The sequence below is a fragment of the Glutamicibacter ardleyensis genome (genome assembly GCF_014644555.1).
Classification (GTDB): Bacteria; Actinomycetota; Actinomycetes; order Actinomycetales; family Micrococcaceae; genus Glutamicibacter; species Glutamicibacter bergerei.
The window spans coordinates 221,083-236,937 of the sequence record NZ_BMKX01000005.1; the positions used below are offsets into that span (position 1 = coordinate 221,083).

At 56.0% G+C, this 15,855-nt stretch carries 12 protein-coding genes; 9 read left to right on the forward strand and 3 right to left on the reverse strand.

Annotation, left to right across the window (positions count from 1 at the left end; translation table 11 throughout):
- Nucleotides 1-211: 211 nt before the first annotated feature.
- From IEX04_RS11505 to IEX04_RS11515, 3 genes are all read right to left on the reverse strand, one after another.
- Nucleotides 212-1,246: a hemolysin family protein gene (locus tag IEX04_RS11505; RefSeq protein ID WP_096254569.1), complete on the reverse strand. Its 1,035-nt coding sequence runs from the start codon at nucleotides 1,244-1,246 to the stop codon at nucleotides 212-214.
- A complete protein-coding gene (locus tag IEX04_RS11510; protein ID WP_188685842.1) occupies nucleotides 1,243-2,589 on the reverse strand; it encodes a hemolysin family protein in 1,347 nt (448 codons plus the stop codon). Before IEX04_RS11510 ends, IEX04_RS11505 begins: the two co-directional genes overlap by 4 nt.
- Nucleotides 2,590-3,597: 1,008 nt before the next feature.
- On the reverse strand, nucleotides 3,598-4,434 hold the full coding sequence (locus IEX04_RS11515; RefSeq protein ID WP_188685843.1) for an SDR family NAD(P)-dependent oxidoreductase: 837 nt from the start codon (nucleotides 4,432-4,434) through the stop codon (nucleotides 3,598-3,600).
- Nucleotides 4,435-4,733: 299 nt separating this feature from the next.
- Between IEX04_RS11515 and uvrA the strand changes: the two genes are divergently transcribed.
- From uvrA to gap, 9 genes are all read left to right on the forward strand, one after another.
- Nucleotides 4,734-7,604, forward strand: a complete 2,871-nt coding sequence (uvrA, locus tag IEX04_RS11520; RefSeq protein ID WP_096254572.1) for an excinuclease ABC subunit UvrA — start codon at nucleotides 4,734-4,736, stop codon at nucleotides 7,602-7,604.
- A 97-nt stretch (nucleotides 7,605-7,701) separates the two neighbouring features.
- Nucleotides 7,702-8,400, forward strand: a complete 699-nt coding sequence (locus IEX04_RS11525) for an HAD hydrolase-like protein (RefSeq protein WP_229677113.1) — start codon at nucleotides 7,702-7,704, stop codon at nucleotides 8,398-8,400.
- Complete coding sequence (locus tag IEX04_RS11530; RefSeq protein ID WP_096254573.1) at nucleotides 8,400-9,071, forward strand: lysophospholipid acyltransferase family protein; 672 nt, start codon at nucleotides 8,400-8,402, stop codon at nucleotides 9,069-9,071. Before IEX04_RS11525 ends, IEX04_RS11530 begins: the two co-directional genes overlap by 1 nt.
- 2 nt (nucleotides 9,072-9,073) lie before the next feature.
- Nucleotides 9,074-11,011 carry an excinuclease ABC subunit UvrC gene (uvrC, locus tag IEX04_RS11535; protein ID WP_096254574.1) on the forward strand — a complete coding sequence of 646 codons (1,938 nt, stop codon included), beginning with the start codon at nucleotides 9,074-9,076 and terminating at the stop codon, nucleotides 11,009-11,011.
- A 9-nt stretch (nucleotides 11,012-11,020) separates the two neighbouring features.
- Nucleotides 11,021-11,914 (forward strand): RNase adapter RapZ, encoded by an 894-nt coding sequence (rapZ, locus tag IEX04_RS11540; protein ID WP_096254575.1) that lies wholly within the window; start codon nucleotides 11,021-11,023, stop codon nucleotides 11,912-11,914.
- A 6-nt stretch (nucleotides 11,915-11,920) separates the two neighbouring features.
- Nucleotides 11,921-12,946 (forward strand): gluconeogenesis factor YvcK family protein, encoded by a 1,026-nt coding sequence (locus IEX04_RS11545; RefSeq protein WP_188685845.1) that lies wholly within the window; start codon nucleotides 11,921-11,923, stop codon nucleotides 12,944-12,946.
- 27 nt (nucleotides 12,947-12,973) lie between these two features.
- Nucleotides 12,974-13,954 carry a DNA-binding protein WhiA gene (whiA, locus tag IEX04_RS11550; protein WP_096254577.1) on the forward strand — a complete coding sequence of 327 codons (981 nt, stop codon included), beginning with the start codon at nucleotides 12,974-12,976 and terminating at the stop codon, nucleotides 13,952-13,954.
- 62 nt (nucleotides 13,955-14,016) lie between these two features.
- Nucleotides 14,017-14,646 carry a superoxide dismutase gene (locus tag IEX04_RS11555; RefSeq protein WP_096254578.1) on the forward strand — a complete coding sequence of 210 codons (630 nt, stop codon included), beginning with the start codon at nucleotides 14,017-14,019 and terminating at the stop codon, nucleotides 14,644-14,646.
- A gap of 198 nt (nucleotides 14,647-14,844) precedes the next feature.
- The gene (gap, locus tag IEX04_RS11560) at nucleotides 14,845-15,852 is read left to right on the forward strand and encodes a type I glyceraldehyde-3-phosphate dehydrogenase (RefSeq protein WP_096254579.1); all 1,008 of its coding nucleotides are present in this window, start codon (nucleotides 14,845-14,847) and stop codon (nucleotides 15,850-15,852) included.
- The last annotated feature ends 3 nt before the right edge of the window (nucleotides 15,853-15,855 follow it).

The window sequence follows — 15,855 nt, forward strand, 5'->3', positions numbered from 1 at the left end:
CAGGCGGCATTTGAATGCGCCTAGTGCGCAGGCGCAACTTCACCAGTGGTTACCCTTTTTAAGATGCTCAGTTAACAAACGCCGCAGAACCTGTGGCTCATCGCAATTAAAAAAGTATGAAAAATGCTGGCTAACTAGCGGGTAATCAACGAGTACAAAAAAATTGAACCGGCTAACTGTGATCAGATAGCCGGTTCAATACTCGTTATAACTATTTTGCGTCGTGACGGATCTGTCCGACTAGTTCTTCGAGCAGGTCTTCCAAGGTGACCAAACCGGTGACCGCACCCGTCGTTGAATCTCTGACTAGTGCCAGGTGGGCGCCGCTGCGCTGCATGGACTGCAGTGCCGGTCGAACACTTTGCTCCGGAGCGAATTCAGGCAGCACACGGACCACTGCCTCTTCCAAAGGCAGCAAGCGCGAAGTGCCCTTGCGCCCTAGAACATCCTTAATATGCACATATCCAACAGGTTCCCCTGCGCCATCCCTTAGTGGGAAACGAGAGAACCCCAGAGCCGCTGCTTCCTCCACCTGCGCGACGGTCGCGTTAACTGGGAGGGTCTTCACCTGAGCGAAATCGATCGCGACTGAACCGATAGTTCTCGCATCAAAGCTCAACGCTCCCAGAAGCAGGCGTTCATCTTGCCCGTCCAACAATCCACCTTGACGCGATTCGGCAACCATATTGGCTACTTCGTCACGGGTAAAGGTGCTGGCCACCTCGTTCTTGGGTGTCACGCCCATGGCGCGGAGCACCAGGTTACCCATGGCGTTCATGGACCAGAGCACCGGACGCAGGACCTTGACCAGGACAACCATGCTGGGAGCAAGAATCAAAGCCATGCGTTCCGGTCCGGCCAACGCCATATTCTTCGGGACCATTTCCGCAAGAACCACGTGCAGGTATGTCACCAGAGCCAGGGCAATGGCATAGGAGAGCGGATCGATCCACGACACAGGAATACCGATCGATTCGAACGGTCCTGCCACCGCATATTTCACCAGCGGCTTGGTGACGTAGCCTAGCGCGAGCGAACAGACGGTAATGCCAAGCTGGGCGCCAGCCATGACCAATGAAACATTCTCAATGGCCCACAGGGTCATCTTTGCGCTTCGGCTGCCATGCTCGGCCTTCGGCTCGATAATGCTTCGACGTGCCGAGATCAGAGCAAACTCTGCCCCGACAAAGTAGAAGTTCGCTAACAAGAGCAAAATTGTGACGATTATTCCTGTCAGGTCGCTCATCGTGCCTCTTCCTCGTCGAATAGCTCAATAGCGGTGACGTCCAGCGTGGCGATTCTCGGTCCATCGGTGGCATGAACCAGCAAGGTCAGCTCCTTGTGGGGCCTTCCAGGTAAGCCGGGAACCGTGAGAGTTATTGAGTCGCCGATTTGTCCAAGCCGGCCCAGGTGTACCGTGACAAGGCCTGCAAGAGTTTCATAGTCGGAGTCATCCGGAATCTCGAAGCCAATGATTTCATTGGCTTCATAGGAGTGCAGTGAAGCGTCCAGGCGCCATGAGTTTTCAGACAGTGCTTCGGAGGTACTCTCTTCACGGTCATGTTCATCACGCACCTCGCCGACGATCTCTTCGACAAGATCTTCCAGCGTTAGCAATCCTGCGATATCTCCGGTTTCATCGATGAGAATCGCCATCTGGGAACCGGTCTGGCGCAGTTGGTCCATGAGGCCATCAAGTTCAACGGTGTCGGGTACCAAAGTGGCCTGATCCTGGTGTTCGCCTACTGCGGTGAGGTCTCGTTGGTCATGTGGGATGCCAAGAAGCGTACGAATATGTACCAGGCCGTGTACCTCATGCCCATCGGCACTAACCAGTGGGAAGCGAGAGTGGCCAGTTTTCGCGGCCAGCTCAAGCACCTGGTCGACGGTATGAGCGGCATTGACGGTGACCATTCGAGTTCTTGGGGTCATCACATCGTGCGCTCGCCGATTTCCAAAGGCGACCGTACGGCGCAGCATTTCTGCCGTTTCCGAGGGCAGGATTCCTTCGCGTGCCGAGTGTCCGACTAGAGCTACGAGTTCTTCAGCCGAACGCGTGGAAGCGAGTTCTTCTTTCGGTTCGATGCCAAAGCGTCGCACGATCCAGTTGGCGTTGCCATTAAAGAAGGACAACAAAGGTTTTGTCACCGTGGAAAATCCGCGCTGGAATCCCACTACTGCTTTGGCCGTAGCAAATGGTTTGGCAATAGCGAGGTTCTTCGGAACTAATTCCCCGAAGACCATGGTCAGAATGGTAGCAAGCACTAAAGCCAGGCCGATCGAAATTGAACGAGCCATTGCTTCGGAGAGACCGGCCGATTCAAGCGGCCCATCCAGAAGTGCTGCGATAGCTGGCTCGGCGAGAAAGCCGATACCCAGATTGGTCAGGGTGATGCCTAATTGTGCTCCGGAAAGCTGGGTAGACAACGTGCTCATTCCTTTGAGCACTCCGGCTGCGCGCCGGTCTCCCTGATCTGCGGCGTTTTTCACCTCATTGCGGTTGACCGTGATGAGGGCGAACTCGGCAGCTACAAAAAGTCCGCAGGCGAGAATTAGAACTACAGCAATAAGCAGTGAGATCCATTCCATTATTTACACCCCCTGCCGGATTGCGTTCCTGTGGTTTGCATACCTAACAGGGGGATCGGACTGTGATAGCGACTGTCGCTTGTAGCGTTCATCATTCCCTTCTGGTCGGAGTATCTTCCTCCGGCCCAATTACTGACATCTATTATCCGGTAGTTCCCTGTGCGATTCTCCAAAGGAAGCGGGAGTTAACCGAATACCCCACAACCTCACAGAATATTCATAAGTTGCGGATTCGAAGAGGAAGCCAAGGAACGCGGGCTACTTAGACATCAGCAGATAGTCGCGCCGCGCTTTGATCGGATTATGCCGCCGTCGGAGTTCGGGGGTTGCCTGGTGACGAGTCTGGCACCAACGGGGCCGCCCGTATCGACGGGAGGCTCATTTGGTCCGCGGACCCAGAGTCAGCAAGTCGAGCGCTAGTCCTTTGGCATATATGTGACGATTCGGAACACTCATGTGCCAGCGCGCAGAGCGACCGCCACGCTCCCTAAGGCTGCGCGGTTCTAACTGTGGCTCGGGAGCGCCCGGGCTCACCGCAAAGTTTCTTCCGATGGCTGGTCGAGATTCTGACCTGAAGGGTTTGATGTACAGGAGCGCCGCGGGGTTGGCGATCGGCGTGCTATCTCGGTAGTGATGGGGCCTAGAAGGACTCTCGTTGTTCCTGGCCATGGACGCCGGCTTCGGTGTGGATTGCGCGCGGTTAGTTGTCGTCGAAGACGTAGTTCGAATTGCAGGGGAAAGAATCTGTTGATGTTCGCGGGAATGCACCCCACCAAGCCTGCACAAATTGTAGATTCGACCTAGGCGGCACGTCGATTTTGACCCGTTAGCTACCCTAAGGCGGCCGGCAGCGCTTGCTCGAGTGTTTTTAGTGCTTACTCCTGAATTCCTGAAGCGGAGTCAATAAGAGGCAAACGACCCGTAGCCGGTGTCAGCTCAGGCACCAAAGCGATCAACGGATGCGTCCGATTTTTCCTAAGCCTCGCTCAGATCCGAAGGCAGAGCATTTCAAAGCAGTGAGTCCGAGGCGTTCCAGAGTTGTTCTGCAGTCTGCGAATTGTGCATTTCCGGATTGACCTTCGTCGCAATCCTGCGCGATTCGTAGTAGGCGCCGGGGTGGAAAGTTACTCCAGGGGTACCTTCGGCTAGCCAAACGAGCTGATCTGAACCCTGCGCGGGAGTGACGGTAAAGAGACGCTTGAGCGGGCCATGGTAGATGTACCGCATGAAGTGTGTGGTTTCGCTGGCGAAGCTGCTGGCAACGATACCCGGGTGGAAAGCCACGGCGGTGATGCCTCGTGTCCCGAATCGGTGCTGCAATTCCTGGGTGAAGAGGATATTGGCGAGTTTCGCGTTGCCGTAGGCCCGCTGCGGGGTGTAGCCATCCGCGTTTTGCAGGTCTTCGAGGTTAAGCCGTCCGAAGATCCGCGCAGCCACACTGGCTGTCTGGATAATCGTTGCGCCACCGGCGATGAGTGCCGGCATGAGCAAACGAGTCAGCAGGAATGGGGAAAGGTGATTGACTTGGAAAGTTTTCTCATAGCCAGCGGTGGTCAGGGCGCGCTCGCCCATGATGCCGCCCGCGTTGTTCGCCAGCACGTTGATCTCCGGGTACATCTGAAGAAGTTCTTCGGCGAGCCCTCGTACTTGGGCCAGGTCAGCGAAGTCCGCAACATAACAAGGGATACCGAGCTCTGCGGCGATCTTTCTGGTTTTGCTTTCCGAACGGCCGACGATGACCACTCGATGTCCACGGTCAACCAGCGTGCGTGCAGCGGCCGCGCCTATGCCGTCGCTGCCACCGGTGATGATGATGGTTTTGCTCAAGTTAAACTCATCCCTCATGGTCGACTCTGAAACTCGGCCTCCACTTCCGGAACGACCAGCAGGATCATCCTAACCGAAGAGCGGAGCGGCGGTCAGCGCCCTGCTCCGAGTTTGCGGGCTTGGTCGTCAACGGTTGTTCGCTGCCTTTGGTCAGGTCCTCATGGCATTGCTGCGCAGTGGAGCCGATGCCAGAAGTGCCATTGGGCCAGCACTCCGCTGAACCCGGAATACCGACGAATATCGCCCTTCGTGAAAGTCACCCCGATATGTGCCACATGCCATGTTTATTCGAAGTAGTTTTCGATTAGTATTACCTCGTGGCTATTACTGCAGAAAGCAAAAAACTCGATTTGTCCCGTCTGATCGTTAAGGGTGCGCGCGAGCATAACCTGAAGAACGTGGATGTGGATCTACCTCGTGACGCGATGATCGTCTTTACCGGCCTGTCCGGTTCGGGCAAATCATCACTGGCCTTTGACACGATTTTCGCCGAAGGACAGCGACGCTACGTGGAGTCCCTCTCCGCCTATGCGCGCATGTTCCTCGGGCAGGTCGACAAACCGGACGTAGACTTCATCGAAGGTCTTTCCCCGGCAGTGTCGATCGACCAGAAATCCACGAACCGCAATCCGCGTTCAACCGTTGGCACCATTACCGAGGTGTACGACTACATGCGCCTGCTCTGGGCCCGTGTAGGACACCCACACTGCCCTGAATGCGGTGAGCCAATTTCTAAGCAGACACCACAACAGATTGTTGACCAGCTGCTGGAAATGCCGGAGAAAACACGCTTCCAGGTGCTCGCGCCCGTGGTTCGTGCGCGCAAGGGAGAGTTCGTTGACCTGTTCGCTGAGCTATCCTCCAAGGGCTTTGCCCGCGCGCGAGTAGATGGCAAAACTATTCAGCTTTCAGACCCACCGAAGTTGGGCAAACAGATCAAGCACACCATCGAGGTAGTGGTTGATCGCCTAGCGATTAACGACACGGTGCAACAGCGCTTGACCGACTCGGTAGAAACCGCATTAAACCTTGCCGAAGGCCGTGTGCTGGTGGACTTCGTTGATCTTGAAGAAGATGATCCGAAGCGGGTACGTGCATTCTCCGAGAACCTCGCGTGCCCGAATGAGCACCCGTTGGCTATCGACGAGATTGAGCCGCGCACTTTCTCCTTTAACAACCCCTTCGGCGCATGTTCGGCCTGTAGCGGCATCGGCACCAAGCTTGAGGTTGACGAGCATCTGATCATCCCGGATCCAGAGCTTCCATTGACCGAGGGCGCCATTGCGCCGTGGTCCCTAGGTAAGGCGACTACCGAGTACTGGAACCGTCTGATTGAAGGTCTAGGTAAGGAGCTGGGGTTCACCATGGACACCGCCTGGCAAGACCTTCCGGCTGCCGCGCGCCAGGCAATCTTGCACGGCAAGGATCATAAGGTGGTCGTGCAGTACAAGAATCGCTTTGGCCGCGAACGTAAGTACTCCACCGGCTTCGAAGGTGTCATCTCCTATGTTCACCGCAAGCATCAGGAGACCGAGTCGGATCACGCTCGTGACCGTTATGAGCAGTACATGCGTCAGATCCACTGCCCGACCTGTGGTGGGGCGCGACTCAACCCGGCCTCACTGTCGGTGCTGATTGGTGGCAAGTCGATCGCCGCGGTGGCAGCAATGGACCTGCGTTCGGCCGCAGAATTCCTGACGAGTCTGGAACTGAGCGAGCGCGAGGCGCAGATCGCCAACCAGGTTCTGAAGGAAATCGGCGCCCGCATGAAGTTCTTGCTAGACGTGGGGTTGGAATACTTGACCCTTGAACGTGCAGCCGGCACCTTGTCCGGTGGTGAAGCTCAGCGTATTCGTCTAGCCACACAAATCGGTTCCGGGCTGGTGGGTGTCCTCTACGTTTTGGACGAGCCATCCATTGGATTGCACCAGCGTGATAATCGCCGGTTAATTGAAACTTTGTTGCACTTGCGTTCGCTGGGCAACACTCTCATCGTGGTTGAACATGATGAGGACACCATCGCCGAGGCCGACTGGATCGTTGACATTGGGCCGGGCGCCGGTGAACACGGTGGCGAGGTAGTGCACTCAGGCTCGCTGGAAGATCTGAAGAAAAACACCCGCTCCCTGACGGGTGACTACCTCTCGGGACGTAAGCAGATTGAGTTGCCGGCCAAGCGCCGAAAGATCGATAAAAAACGTGTACTGAAGCTGGTGGGCGCGAAAGAAAACAACCTGCAAGATGTCACGGTGGACTTCCCTCTGGGCGTGCTCACCGCCATTACCGGTGTCTCTGGTTCGGGTAAGTCGACTCTCGTTAACGACATCTTGTACAAGGTGCTGGCCAATAAGCTCAATGGCGCCAAGCAGGTTCCCGGCCGCCACACCCGTGTGGTGGGTCTGGACCAGCTGGACAAGGTTGTGCATGTTGACCAGTCGCCAATTGGCCGAACCCCGCGTTCAAACCCGGCCACTTACACCGGTGTGTTTGATAACATTCGTAAGCTTTTCGCAGAAACTAACGAAGCGAAGCTACGCGGTTACCAGCCTGGTCGGTTCTCCTTTAACGTCAAGGGCGGACGCTGTGAGTCATGCTCGGGTGACGGCACGCTAAAGATCGAAATGAACTTCCTTCCTGACGTGTACGTACCGTGCGAGGTCTGCCATGGAGCGCGCTACAACCGCGAAACCTTACAGGTGCTCTACAAGGGCAAGAACATTTCAGATGTGCTGAACATGCCGATTTCAGAGGGCGCCGAATTCTTCGCTGCCTTCACCCCGATCGCCCGCCACCTGCGCACCCTAGTCGACGTGGGGCTTGGTTATGTGCGTCTGGGGCAGCCGGCCACCACGCTGTCCGGTGGTGAAGCGCAGCGCGTGAAGCTTGCCGCAGAACTGCAGAAACGCTCTAATGGTCGCTCCATTTACGTGTTGGACGAGCCGACCACTGGGTTGCACTTCGAAGACATCCGTAAGCTGCTCAAGGTTCTGCAAGGATTGGTCGACAAGGGTAATACCGTGTTGACCATTGAACACAACCTTGATGTCATCAAGTCCGCTGACTGGGTGATCGACTTGGGTCCTGAAGGCGGTTCCGGCGGTGGCACCATTCTGGCGACCGGTAGCCCGGAGCAAGTGGCGAAGGTTGCCGCTTCACATACTGGAAAGTTCCTTTCCGAAGTTCTCTAGTTCAACAATTCACTACTGAAGCGGACCCACTGAATATGCGATTTCAGTTATGGATTGCTTACGTGAGTCCGCTTCATGGGAAGATGTCTAGGTGAATATGTCGGTAACAAGTGTGCTCTTTGATCTGGACGGGACTCTCGTGGACCCGGCAGGTTCCATAACATCCGGAATTCGTCATGCCCTAGTGGCCAATGGCGTCACCGATCCGGGGGAGGAAGCTGTCGAAGCGTTAGTGGGTCCACCCCTGCAAATCGGGTTGCGCACTCTGGACGGTGTCACCGATGGGAATATCGACCAGATCATCGCCGATTACCGGGCCCGATACGCCAAAGTTGGCATGGCAGCGTCCCGGGTTTATCCGGGTATTCGCGAACTTTTGAAAGCTCTGCGAGAAGCCGGGATCTATGTGGCGGTCACTACCGCCAAGCCAGAACCTATCGCGCGAGAGCTGATTAGCAAGCAGAACCTCGGCCCGTCGCTAGATGCAATCTTTGGCAACGCATCAGAGCACGGTTCCCTGGGATCGAGCAAAACCCATATTGTCCACGCCGCGCTCACCGCAGGTAAGCTGGACCCGGCGCGCTGCGTGGTTGTGGGGGATCGGTACTACGATCTCGACGCCGGTCGTGAAAATTCGGTTGCCTCTATTGGTGTCAGCTGGGGTTTCGCGCTTGAAAACGAATTAGACGTGGCCGACCACCAGGTAGCTACCGTGCAAGAACTTGCGGTGCTACTGCTTGGTGAAGAACGTGCGGCACGGTTTGAAGGACAATTGATGCAGGAGGGCCAGAAGTAATGAGTCTTTACACTATGACCCGCTCATCTATTCGCGGGATGCTGCACACCCTGTGCCGCCCGGAAATCACCGGCCTGCATAACGTGCCCAAGGAAGGCGGCTTCATCGTCGCCTCAAATCACCTCTCTTTTCTGGACTCGATTATCGTCCAGGCACTCACCCCACGAGATGTCGCTTTTTTTGCGAAGGCGGAGTATTTCACCACGCCGGGTCTTAAAGGCAAAGCCATGAAGACCTTCTTCGAGTCTGTAGGTTCTATCCCTGTGCAGCGTGGTGAGCAGGCAGCTTCCGTGGCAGCCTTGGACTCGTTAGTTGAGATCGTTGAAAGCGGAAGCGGAATCGGTATTTATCCAGAAGGTACGCGTTCCCGTGACGGGAAGCTGTACCGAGGCCGTACTGGCGTGGGATGGTTGGCGCTGACCACAGGTGTTCCTGTGATCCCCGTGGGATTGATCGGCACAGAAAAGCTTCAGCCTGCGGGTGCGAAGGGGATTCGCCCCACCAAATTCTCCATTCATTACGGCGAACCGTTGTACTTCGAGCAGTTGGGACGTAAACACCCGCTGCCGGAGCGTCGTCGTGCCACCGACAGGATTGTCGACGCAATTGCCGAACTAAGCGGACAGGAACGCGTCGACTCGTACAACCAGCTGCCACCGGACGCGAAGTAGTTATGGCAGATCCAGCCACTTACCGTCCCCAATCATCGGATATCCCCACTAAACCCGGTGTCTATCGTTTCCGCGACGAGCACGGTCGGGTAATTTATGTCGGCAAAGCCCGTGTGTTACGCAACCGGTTGGCCTCCTACTTCGTTAACCCACAGCGGCTAACGGCTAAAACTCGTGCGATGGTATTCACCGCGGCGAGTGTTGAATGGACCACCGTAGGCTCGGAGCTTGAAGCACTGCAGCTGGAATACACCTGGATCAAGGAATACACCCCACGCTTTAACATCGTCTTCCGAGACGACAAAACCTACCCGTACCTGGCAATAACGATGGATGAGAAGTTCCCTCGTGCCTTGGTGATGCGGGGAGACAAACGTAAGGGCGTCAAATACTTTGGCCCGTTTTACCCAGCCAAAGCAATTCGCGAAACGCTCGACACTCTTTTGCGTGTATTCCCGGTCCGCACCTGCGCACCGGGCGTTTTTAAACGCGCCGAAGCGTCGGGCCGCCCTTGCCTGCTGGGCTATATCGACAAGTGCTCCGCGCCCTGTGTGGGTCGTATCAGTCCCGAGGAACACCGGGAACTAGCAGATGACCTTTGCACTTTTATGGGTGGTGAAGCAGGGAAATTCACGCGCCAACTCACCAGTCAAATGCAAGAGGCAGTGGGTAAGCTCGAGTACGAAAAGGCCGCGCGCTACCGTGATGACATTGCTGCGTTGAATAAGGTCTTCGAACGTAATGCCGTGGTTCTTGCCGAGAATACCGAGGCTGATGTTTTCGGTATTCATGCAGATGAACTCGAAGCTGCCGTGCAGGTCTTCCACGTACGAGACGGCAGAATTCGTTCACAACGCGGCTGGGTCGTGGAAAAGGTTGCGGACCTAACCGACGCCGAATTTGTGGAGCAATTACTTACTCAGGTTTATGCCGATCATGCGGACCGGATCCCACGCGAGGTACTGGTCCCTACCTTGCCTGACGATATTGAAGACGTAACAACCTGGCTGACCGAACTGCGCGGATCCAATGTTTCACTGCGGGTCGCACAGCGCGGTGACAAAGCGGCACTGGCCTCGACCGTGGTTGAAAACGCCGAACAAGCATTACGTCTGCACAAGTCCAGACGCGCCGGAGATATTTCGACTCGTTCGGCCGCAATGCAAGAACTCCAGGAAGCCCTGGGTGCGGAAACTGCGCTCTTACGTATCGAATGTTACGACGCTTCGCATACGCAGGGAACCAACGTAGTCGCCTCGATGGTGGTCTTTGAAGACGGGCTGCCGAAGAAGAGCGAGTATCGAAAATTCTCTATCACCGGCGACGCGGCGAGAGATGATACGGCCAGCATGTATGACGTCATCTACCGTCGTTTCAACAGATATCTGAAAGAAAAACTTGACCCGGATACGTTTAGTACCGGGGAAGTTGAGGCTGGAACGACCGAGAAGAGAAAATTCGCTTACCCCCCGTCGTTAGTGATTGTTGACGGTGGTCCGCCACAGGTAGCGGCCGCTCAGAAAGCCCTAGATGACTTGGGTATTGATGATATTCCGGTGGTCGGTCTAGCGAAACGTCTCGAAGAGCTCTGGTTGCCTGAAGATCCGTTCCCGGTGATTCTGCCTCGTGCTTCAGCAGCTCTATATCTAGTACAGCGACTGCGCGACGAAGCGCACCGTTTCGCCATTACGTTCCACCGGGCGAAGCGTTCTAAGTCGATGATTTCTTCGGATTTGGACGCTATTAACGGTTTGGGCAAGTCCAAACAGGAAGCGTTGCGTAAACATTTCGGGTCCATGAAAAAGATCCGTACTGCGACGCTGGAACAACTTATGGAAGTCCCCGGAGTCGGGGAAAAACTTGCGACTTCCATCAAGGAATCCTTAGAAGATACTTCACGTGCGGGTGTGAACATGACTACCGGTGAAATTGTCGACTAGCCTTGAGTTATGACCACCGAGTATGAAGCTGTAAAACCTCCGGAATCCGAGCTCGTGATCGTCACGGGCATGTCTGGCGCGGGACGAACCACTGTTGCCCATGCGCTAGAAGACCTTGGCTGGTACGTGGTGGAGAACCTCCCACCATCGATGCTGGGCATGCTCACCGAGCTGATGAGTCGATCGCGTGGAACCATTGCACGGCTTGCAGTGGTCATGGACGTTCGCTCGAAGGATTTGTTCCCAGAGATTCGTGAATCTTTGGCCCTGCTGACCAGTGGCGGGGTGAAGTACCGCATGGTTTATCTGGATGCCAGCGACGAAGTCCTGGTTCGCCGGTTCGAACAGGGTCGCCGCCCGCACCCGTTGCAGGAAGACGGGCGTATCCTCGACGGTATTCAACGTGAGCGTGACGTTACAGGACCACTGCGTGAAGCTGCCGAACTGATCTTGGACTCGACCTCAATGTCGGTCCATGACCTTGCGCGTTCGGCCACCGAGCTGTTTGCTGAATCTGGGCCAATTATTCTGCGTATTAACGTGATGAGCTTTGGGTTCAAATATGGTCTTCCTACCGACGCCAACTACGTGGCGGATGTACGTTTCATTCCGAATCCACACTGGGTTCCCGAGCTACGCCCGCAGACCGGAAAAGACAAAGAAGTCTCAGATTACGTCTTGAGTCAGCCGGGGACCAATGAATTTATCACTAATTACCTGAAGGCACTTGAACCTGTATTTGAGGGCTACCGCCGCGAAAACAAGCACTATGCCACCATCGCTGTGGGTTGCACCGGCGGTAAGCACCGTTCAGTCGCGACTACCATCGAATTGGGGCGTCGCTTGGCGCAGCTGCCAAATGTGCGAGTGAATATCACGCACCGTGATCTAGGCCGGGAGTAGTCTTCGATGGCATTCGCAACGGGACCGATCCCGATTCAGGGTCTTACCCGGCCCGATGATATGCGCAACCCTTCGGTGGTTGCGTTGGGTGGAGGACATGGTCTGTCCGCCTCACTTTCGGCACTTCGCCGACTAACTACCGAATTGACCGCGGTAGTGACGGTAGCAGACGACGGTGGCAGCTCAGGTCGCTTACGCGGCTCCTTTGACGTCTTGCCTCCAGGAGATTTGCGCATGGCGCTCGCAGCGCTCTGTGACGATAATGACTGGGGCCGCACTTGGCGCGATGTCATGCAACACCGGTTTAAATCGGATGAGCATCCCGAAGAACCGCTCAATGGTCACGCGGTGGGTAACCTGCTGATTCTCGCACTTTGGGAACTGCTGGATAATCCAGTGGCCGGCTTGCGCTGGGCCGGTGCGCTATTGGGCGCACGCGGTCAGGTACTTCCGATGAGCACCGTTCCTTTGTCCATTCATGGTGAAGTCCTTGAAGCGGACGAAGTGACCGATACCTTAATTAAGAGACGCATTGACGGGCAAGCCCGACTGGCAGCTGCCGGGGGTGGGGGACTGGTCGCTAACGTTCATCTCGAACCAGTTGATGCGCCTGCTTGTTCCGAAGCGTTGGACGCGATTGAGCTGGCCGACTGGGTCATCCTTGGCCCAGGGTCTTGGTATACCTCGGTGTTGCCACATTTATTGCTACCCGATATGCGTCAGGCCCTTGCCGACACAACCGCTAAAAAACTGCTGACGATGAACTTGGCCACGGACACCGCGGAAACCAGTGGAATGGACGCTGCAGCGCATCTTGAAGTATTAGGACGCTACGCTCCAGAAGTAAAATTTGATGCGATTATCGCAGATGAAGCGCGGATTCGTAACAAGGAGAGATTTGAGCTGGCAGCGCAAAAACTCGGTGCGCGTGTCTTCTTTAGTAGAGTAGGGGTATCTGACGGTCGTGCCGAGCACGACCCGTTGCGCTTAGCGGCGGCCTATCATGAGGTGTTTACCGCAATAGGGTCCTAATCGGATCTATGTAAGGGAGTTTGATTCATGGCATTGACGGCTTCCGTCAAAGACGAGCTGTCGCGGGTTGAGATTCGCAAGCCATCGGTACGTAAGGCCGAGGTTTCGACCATGCTCCGCTTCAGCGGCGGACTACATATTGTCTCCGGGCGAATAGTTATCGAGGCCGAGGTTGACTTGGCTGCGACCGCTCGCAGACTCAAGGTCGCCATTGGCGAGCTCTACGGGCACGACGCAGAGATTGTCATGGTCTCTGGTTCCGGAATCCGCAAGGGTAGTCGATACATCGTGCGCGTTGCCAAGGATGGCGAAGTTTTAGCGCGGCAGACCGGCCTGCTAGATCAGCGTGGACGTCCCGTGCGTGGGCTTCCCTCGGTGATTGTTAACGGTTCCACCGCGGATGCGGAAGCGGTCTGGCGCGGTGCGTTCTTATCGCATGGTTCGTTGACCGAACCTGGACGCAGTTCCGCATTAGAAATCACTTGCCCTGGGCCGGAAGCCGCACTGGCTCTGGTCGGTGCTGCTCGACGTCTTGACCTCACCGTTAAAGCGCGCGAGGTACGTGGCGTGGACCGCGTGGTCATTCGCGATGGCGATGCTATCGCTCAGCTTTTGACCCGTATGGGTGCACATGATGCACTCATGGTGTGGGAGGAACGTCGGATGCGTAAAGAGGTTCGCGCAACCGCGAACCGCCTAGCGAACTTCGACGATGCTAACCTGCGCCGCAGTGCACAGGCCGCCGTAGCTGCTGGCGCCCGTGTAGAGCGGGCGCTAGAAATTCTTGGTGACGAGGTGCCCGAGCATCTGCGTTACGCCGGAGTCCTGCGTCTGGAGCACAAGCAAGCGTCATTGGACGAGCTGGGTCGCATGGCCGAGCCGCCGATGACCAAAGACGCGATCGCCGGTCGCATTCGCCGCCTTTTGGCGATGGCTGATAAAAAAGCCGGTGATATGGGAATACCTGGCACTGAGTCCAGTGTTCCAGTAGATGAACTGGAACAGTAAAAATTGTCCCCGCGGGAGACCTTCCGCGGAGATTCAACCAATTGAGAAGATTGAGGAGAATCATGGCTGTTTATTCACTGCCTGAATTGCAGTACGACTACGCTGCACTAGAGCCGAACATCTCGGCTCGCATCATGGAGCTGCACCACTCGAAGCACCACGCAACCTACGTTGCTGGCGCAAACTCGGCGTTGGAGCAGTTGGCAGAAGCTCGCGAAAAGGGCGAATTCGGTAACATCCCGAAGCTTTCGAAGGACCTGGCGTTCCACTTGGGTGGACACACCAACCACTCGATCTTCTGGAACAACCTCTCCCCAGAGGGTGGCGACAAGCCAGTCGGCGAGTTGGCAGCAGCCCTGGACGAGTTCTTCGGCTCGTTCGACGCTTTCCGCGGCCACTTCACCGCTTCGGCCATGAGCCTGCAGGGTTCGGGTTGGGCAATCTTGGCTTACGAGCCACTGGGCGGCCAGCTGGTCATCGAGCAGCTCTACGATCAGCAGGGCAACGTTCCAGTCGGAACCATCCCACTGTTGATGCTGGACATGTGGGAGCACGCCTTCTACCTGGACTACGTCAACGTTAAGGCTGACTACGTCAAGGCCTTCTGGAACATCGTGAACTGGGCAGATGTCCAGGCACGCTTCGAAGCAGCCCGCACCGGCGCCGCTTCGCTCATCGTTCCAGGTAAGTAATTTTCATTGAATTAACCTTCGGGTAATTCACCTCACATTTTCCGCGTTTATCGCGTAGAATGTTTCAAGTGTGTTGCGGACCTCGCGTCTAGCGAGGTCCGCAATCACGGCACAACGGAGTGTCCTCTTAGATAAGCAGGCCACCTCCGTGAAAAGCACGGTTGTGGCAACGTCATCCCATTTAGAGGAGATAGTCACGTGACAACTCGTGTTGGAATCAATGGTTTCGGTCGAATCGGACGCAACTTCCTGCGTGCAACTCTTGCACACAACGCAGACATCGACATCGTCGCCGTCAATGACCTTGGTTCAATCGATTCCCTTGCTCACCTGGTGAAATTTGATTCCGTGCTCGGCCCAGTCGGCCAGCCGGTATCCGTAGACGGCGATACCATCGTCGTCGGAGAACGTCGCATCAAGGTTCTGTCCGAGCGCGACCCGGCAAACCTTCCATGGGGCGAGATGAACGTCGATGTCGTCATCGAATCGACGGGCTTCTTCACCAAAGCCGAAGACGCCAAGAAGCACATTGCTGCTGGCGCAAAAAAAGTCATCATCTCGGCTCCGGCCAAGGATGAAGACATCACTATCGTGATGGGTGCCAACCACGAGAAGTATGATCCGGCAAACCACCACATCATCTCCAATGCTTCATGCACCACCAACTGCTTGGCCCCTATGGCCAAGGTGTTGAATGATGAATTCGGCATTGTTGACGGTCTAATGACCACCATTCACGCCTACACCGCAGACCAGCGCCTGCAAGATGCCCCGCATAGCGATCCTCGCCGTGCGCGTGCCGCAGCGCTGAATGTCATCCCAACTTCCACCGGTGCCGCCAAGGCCATCGGTGTGGTCCTGCCAGAGTTGAAGGGCAAGCTCAACGGTTACGCCATGCGCGTGCCGGTTCCAACGGGCTCAGCTACCGACCTGACGGTCAACCTGGCACGTACCGCCACCGTGGAAGAGATCAACGCGGCCTTCGAGAAGGCTGCAACCGAAGGCAAAATGGCTGAGTACCTTGAGTACTCGACCGATCCATTGGTTTCCTCGGATATTGTGACGAACTCTCACTCGGCTATTTTTGACTCTGGTTTGACTACGGTGATCGGCAATACCGCCAAGGTTGTGGCATGGTACGACAACGAGTGGGGTTACTCTTCGCGACTCGTTGACCTTGTTGAATTCGTGGGATCAAGCCTCTAGTCG

Bases quoted from the DNA above. Each gene is read 5' to 3' on its own strand.
- IEX04_RS11515 (WP_188685843.1), bottom strand. From the start codon at position 4,434: ATGAGGGATGAGTTTAACTTGAGCAAAACCATCATCATCACCGGTGGC.
- IEX04_RS11555 (WP_096254578.1), top strand. From the start codon at position 14,017: ATGGCTGTTTATTCACTGCCTGAATTGCAGTACGACTACGCTGCACTA.
- rapZ (WP_096254575.1), top strand. From the start codon at position 11,021: ATGACCACCGAGTATGAAGCTGTAAAACCTCCGGAATCCGAGCTCGTG.
- uvrC (WP_096254574.1), top strand. From the start codon at position 9,074: ATGGCAGATCCAGCCACTTACCGTCCCCAATCATCGGATATCCCCACT.
- IEX04_RS11525 (WP_229677113.1), top strand. From the start codon at position 7,702: ATGTCGGTAACAAGTGTGCTCTTTGATCTGGACGGGACTCTCGTGGAC.
- whiA (WP_096254577.1), top strand. From the start codon at position 12,974: ATGGCATTGACGGCTTCCGTCAAAGACGAGCTGTCGCGGGTTGAGATT.
- IEX04_RS11510 (WP_188685842.1), bottom strand. From the start codon at position 2,589: ATGGAATGGATCTCACTGCTTATTGCTGTAGTTCTAATTCTCGCCTGC.
- IEX04_RS11505 (WP_096254569.1), bottom strand. From the start codon at position 1,246: ATGAGCGACCTGACAGGAATAATCGTCACAATTTTGCTCTTGTTAGCG.
- IEX04_RS11530 (WP_096254573.1), top strand. From the start codon at position 8,400: ATGAGTCTTTACACTATGACCCGCTCATCTATTCGCGGGATGCTGCAC.
- IEX04_RS11545 (WP_188685845.1), top strand. From the start codon at position 11,921: ATGGCATTCGCAACGGGACCGATCCCGATTCAGGGTCTTACCCGGCCC.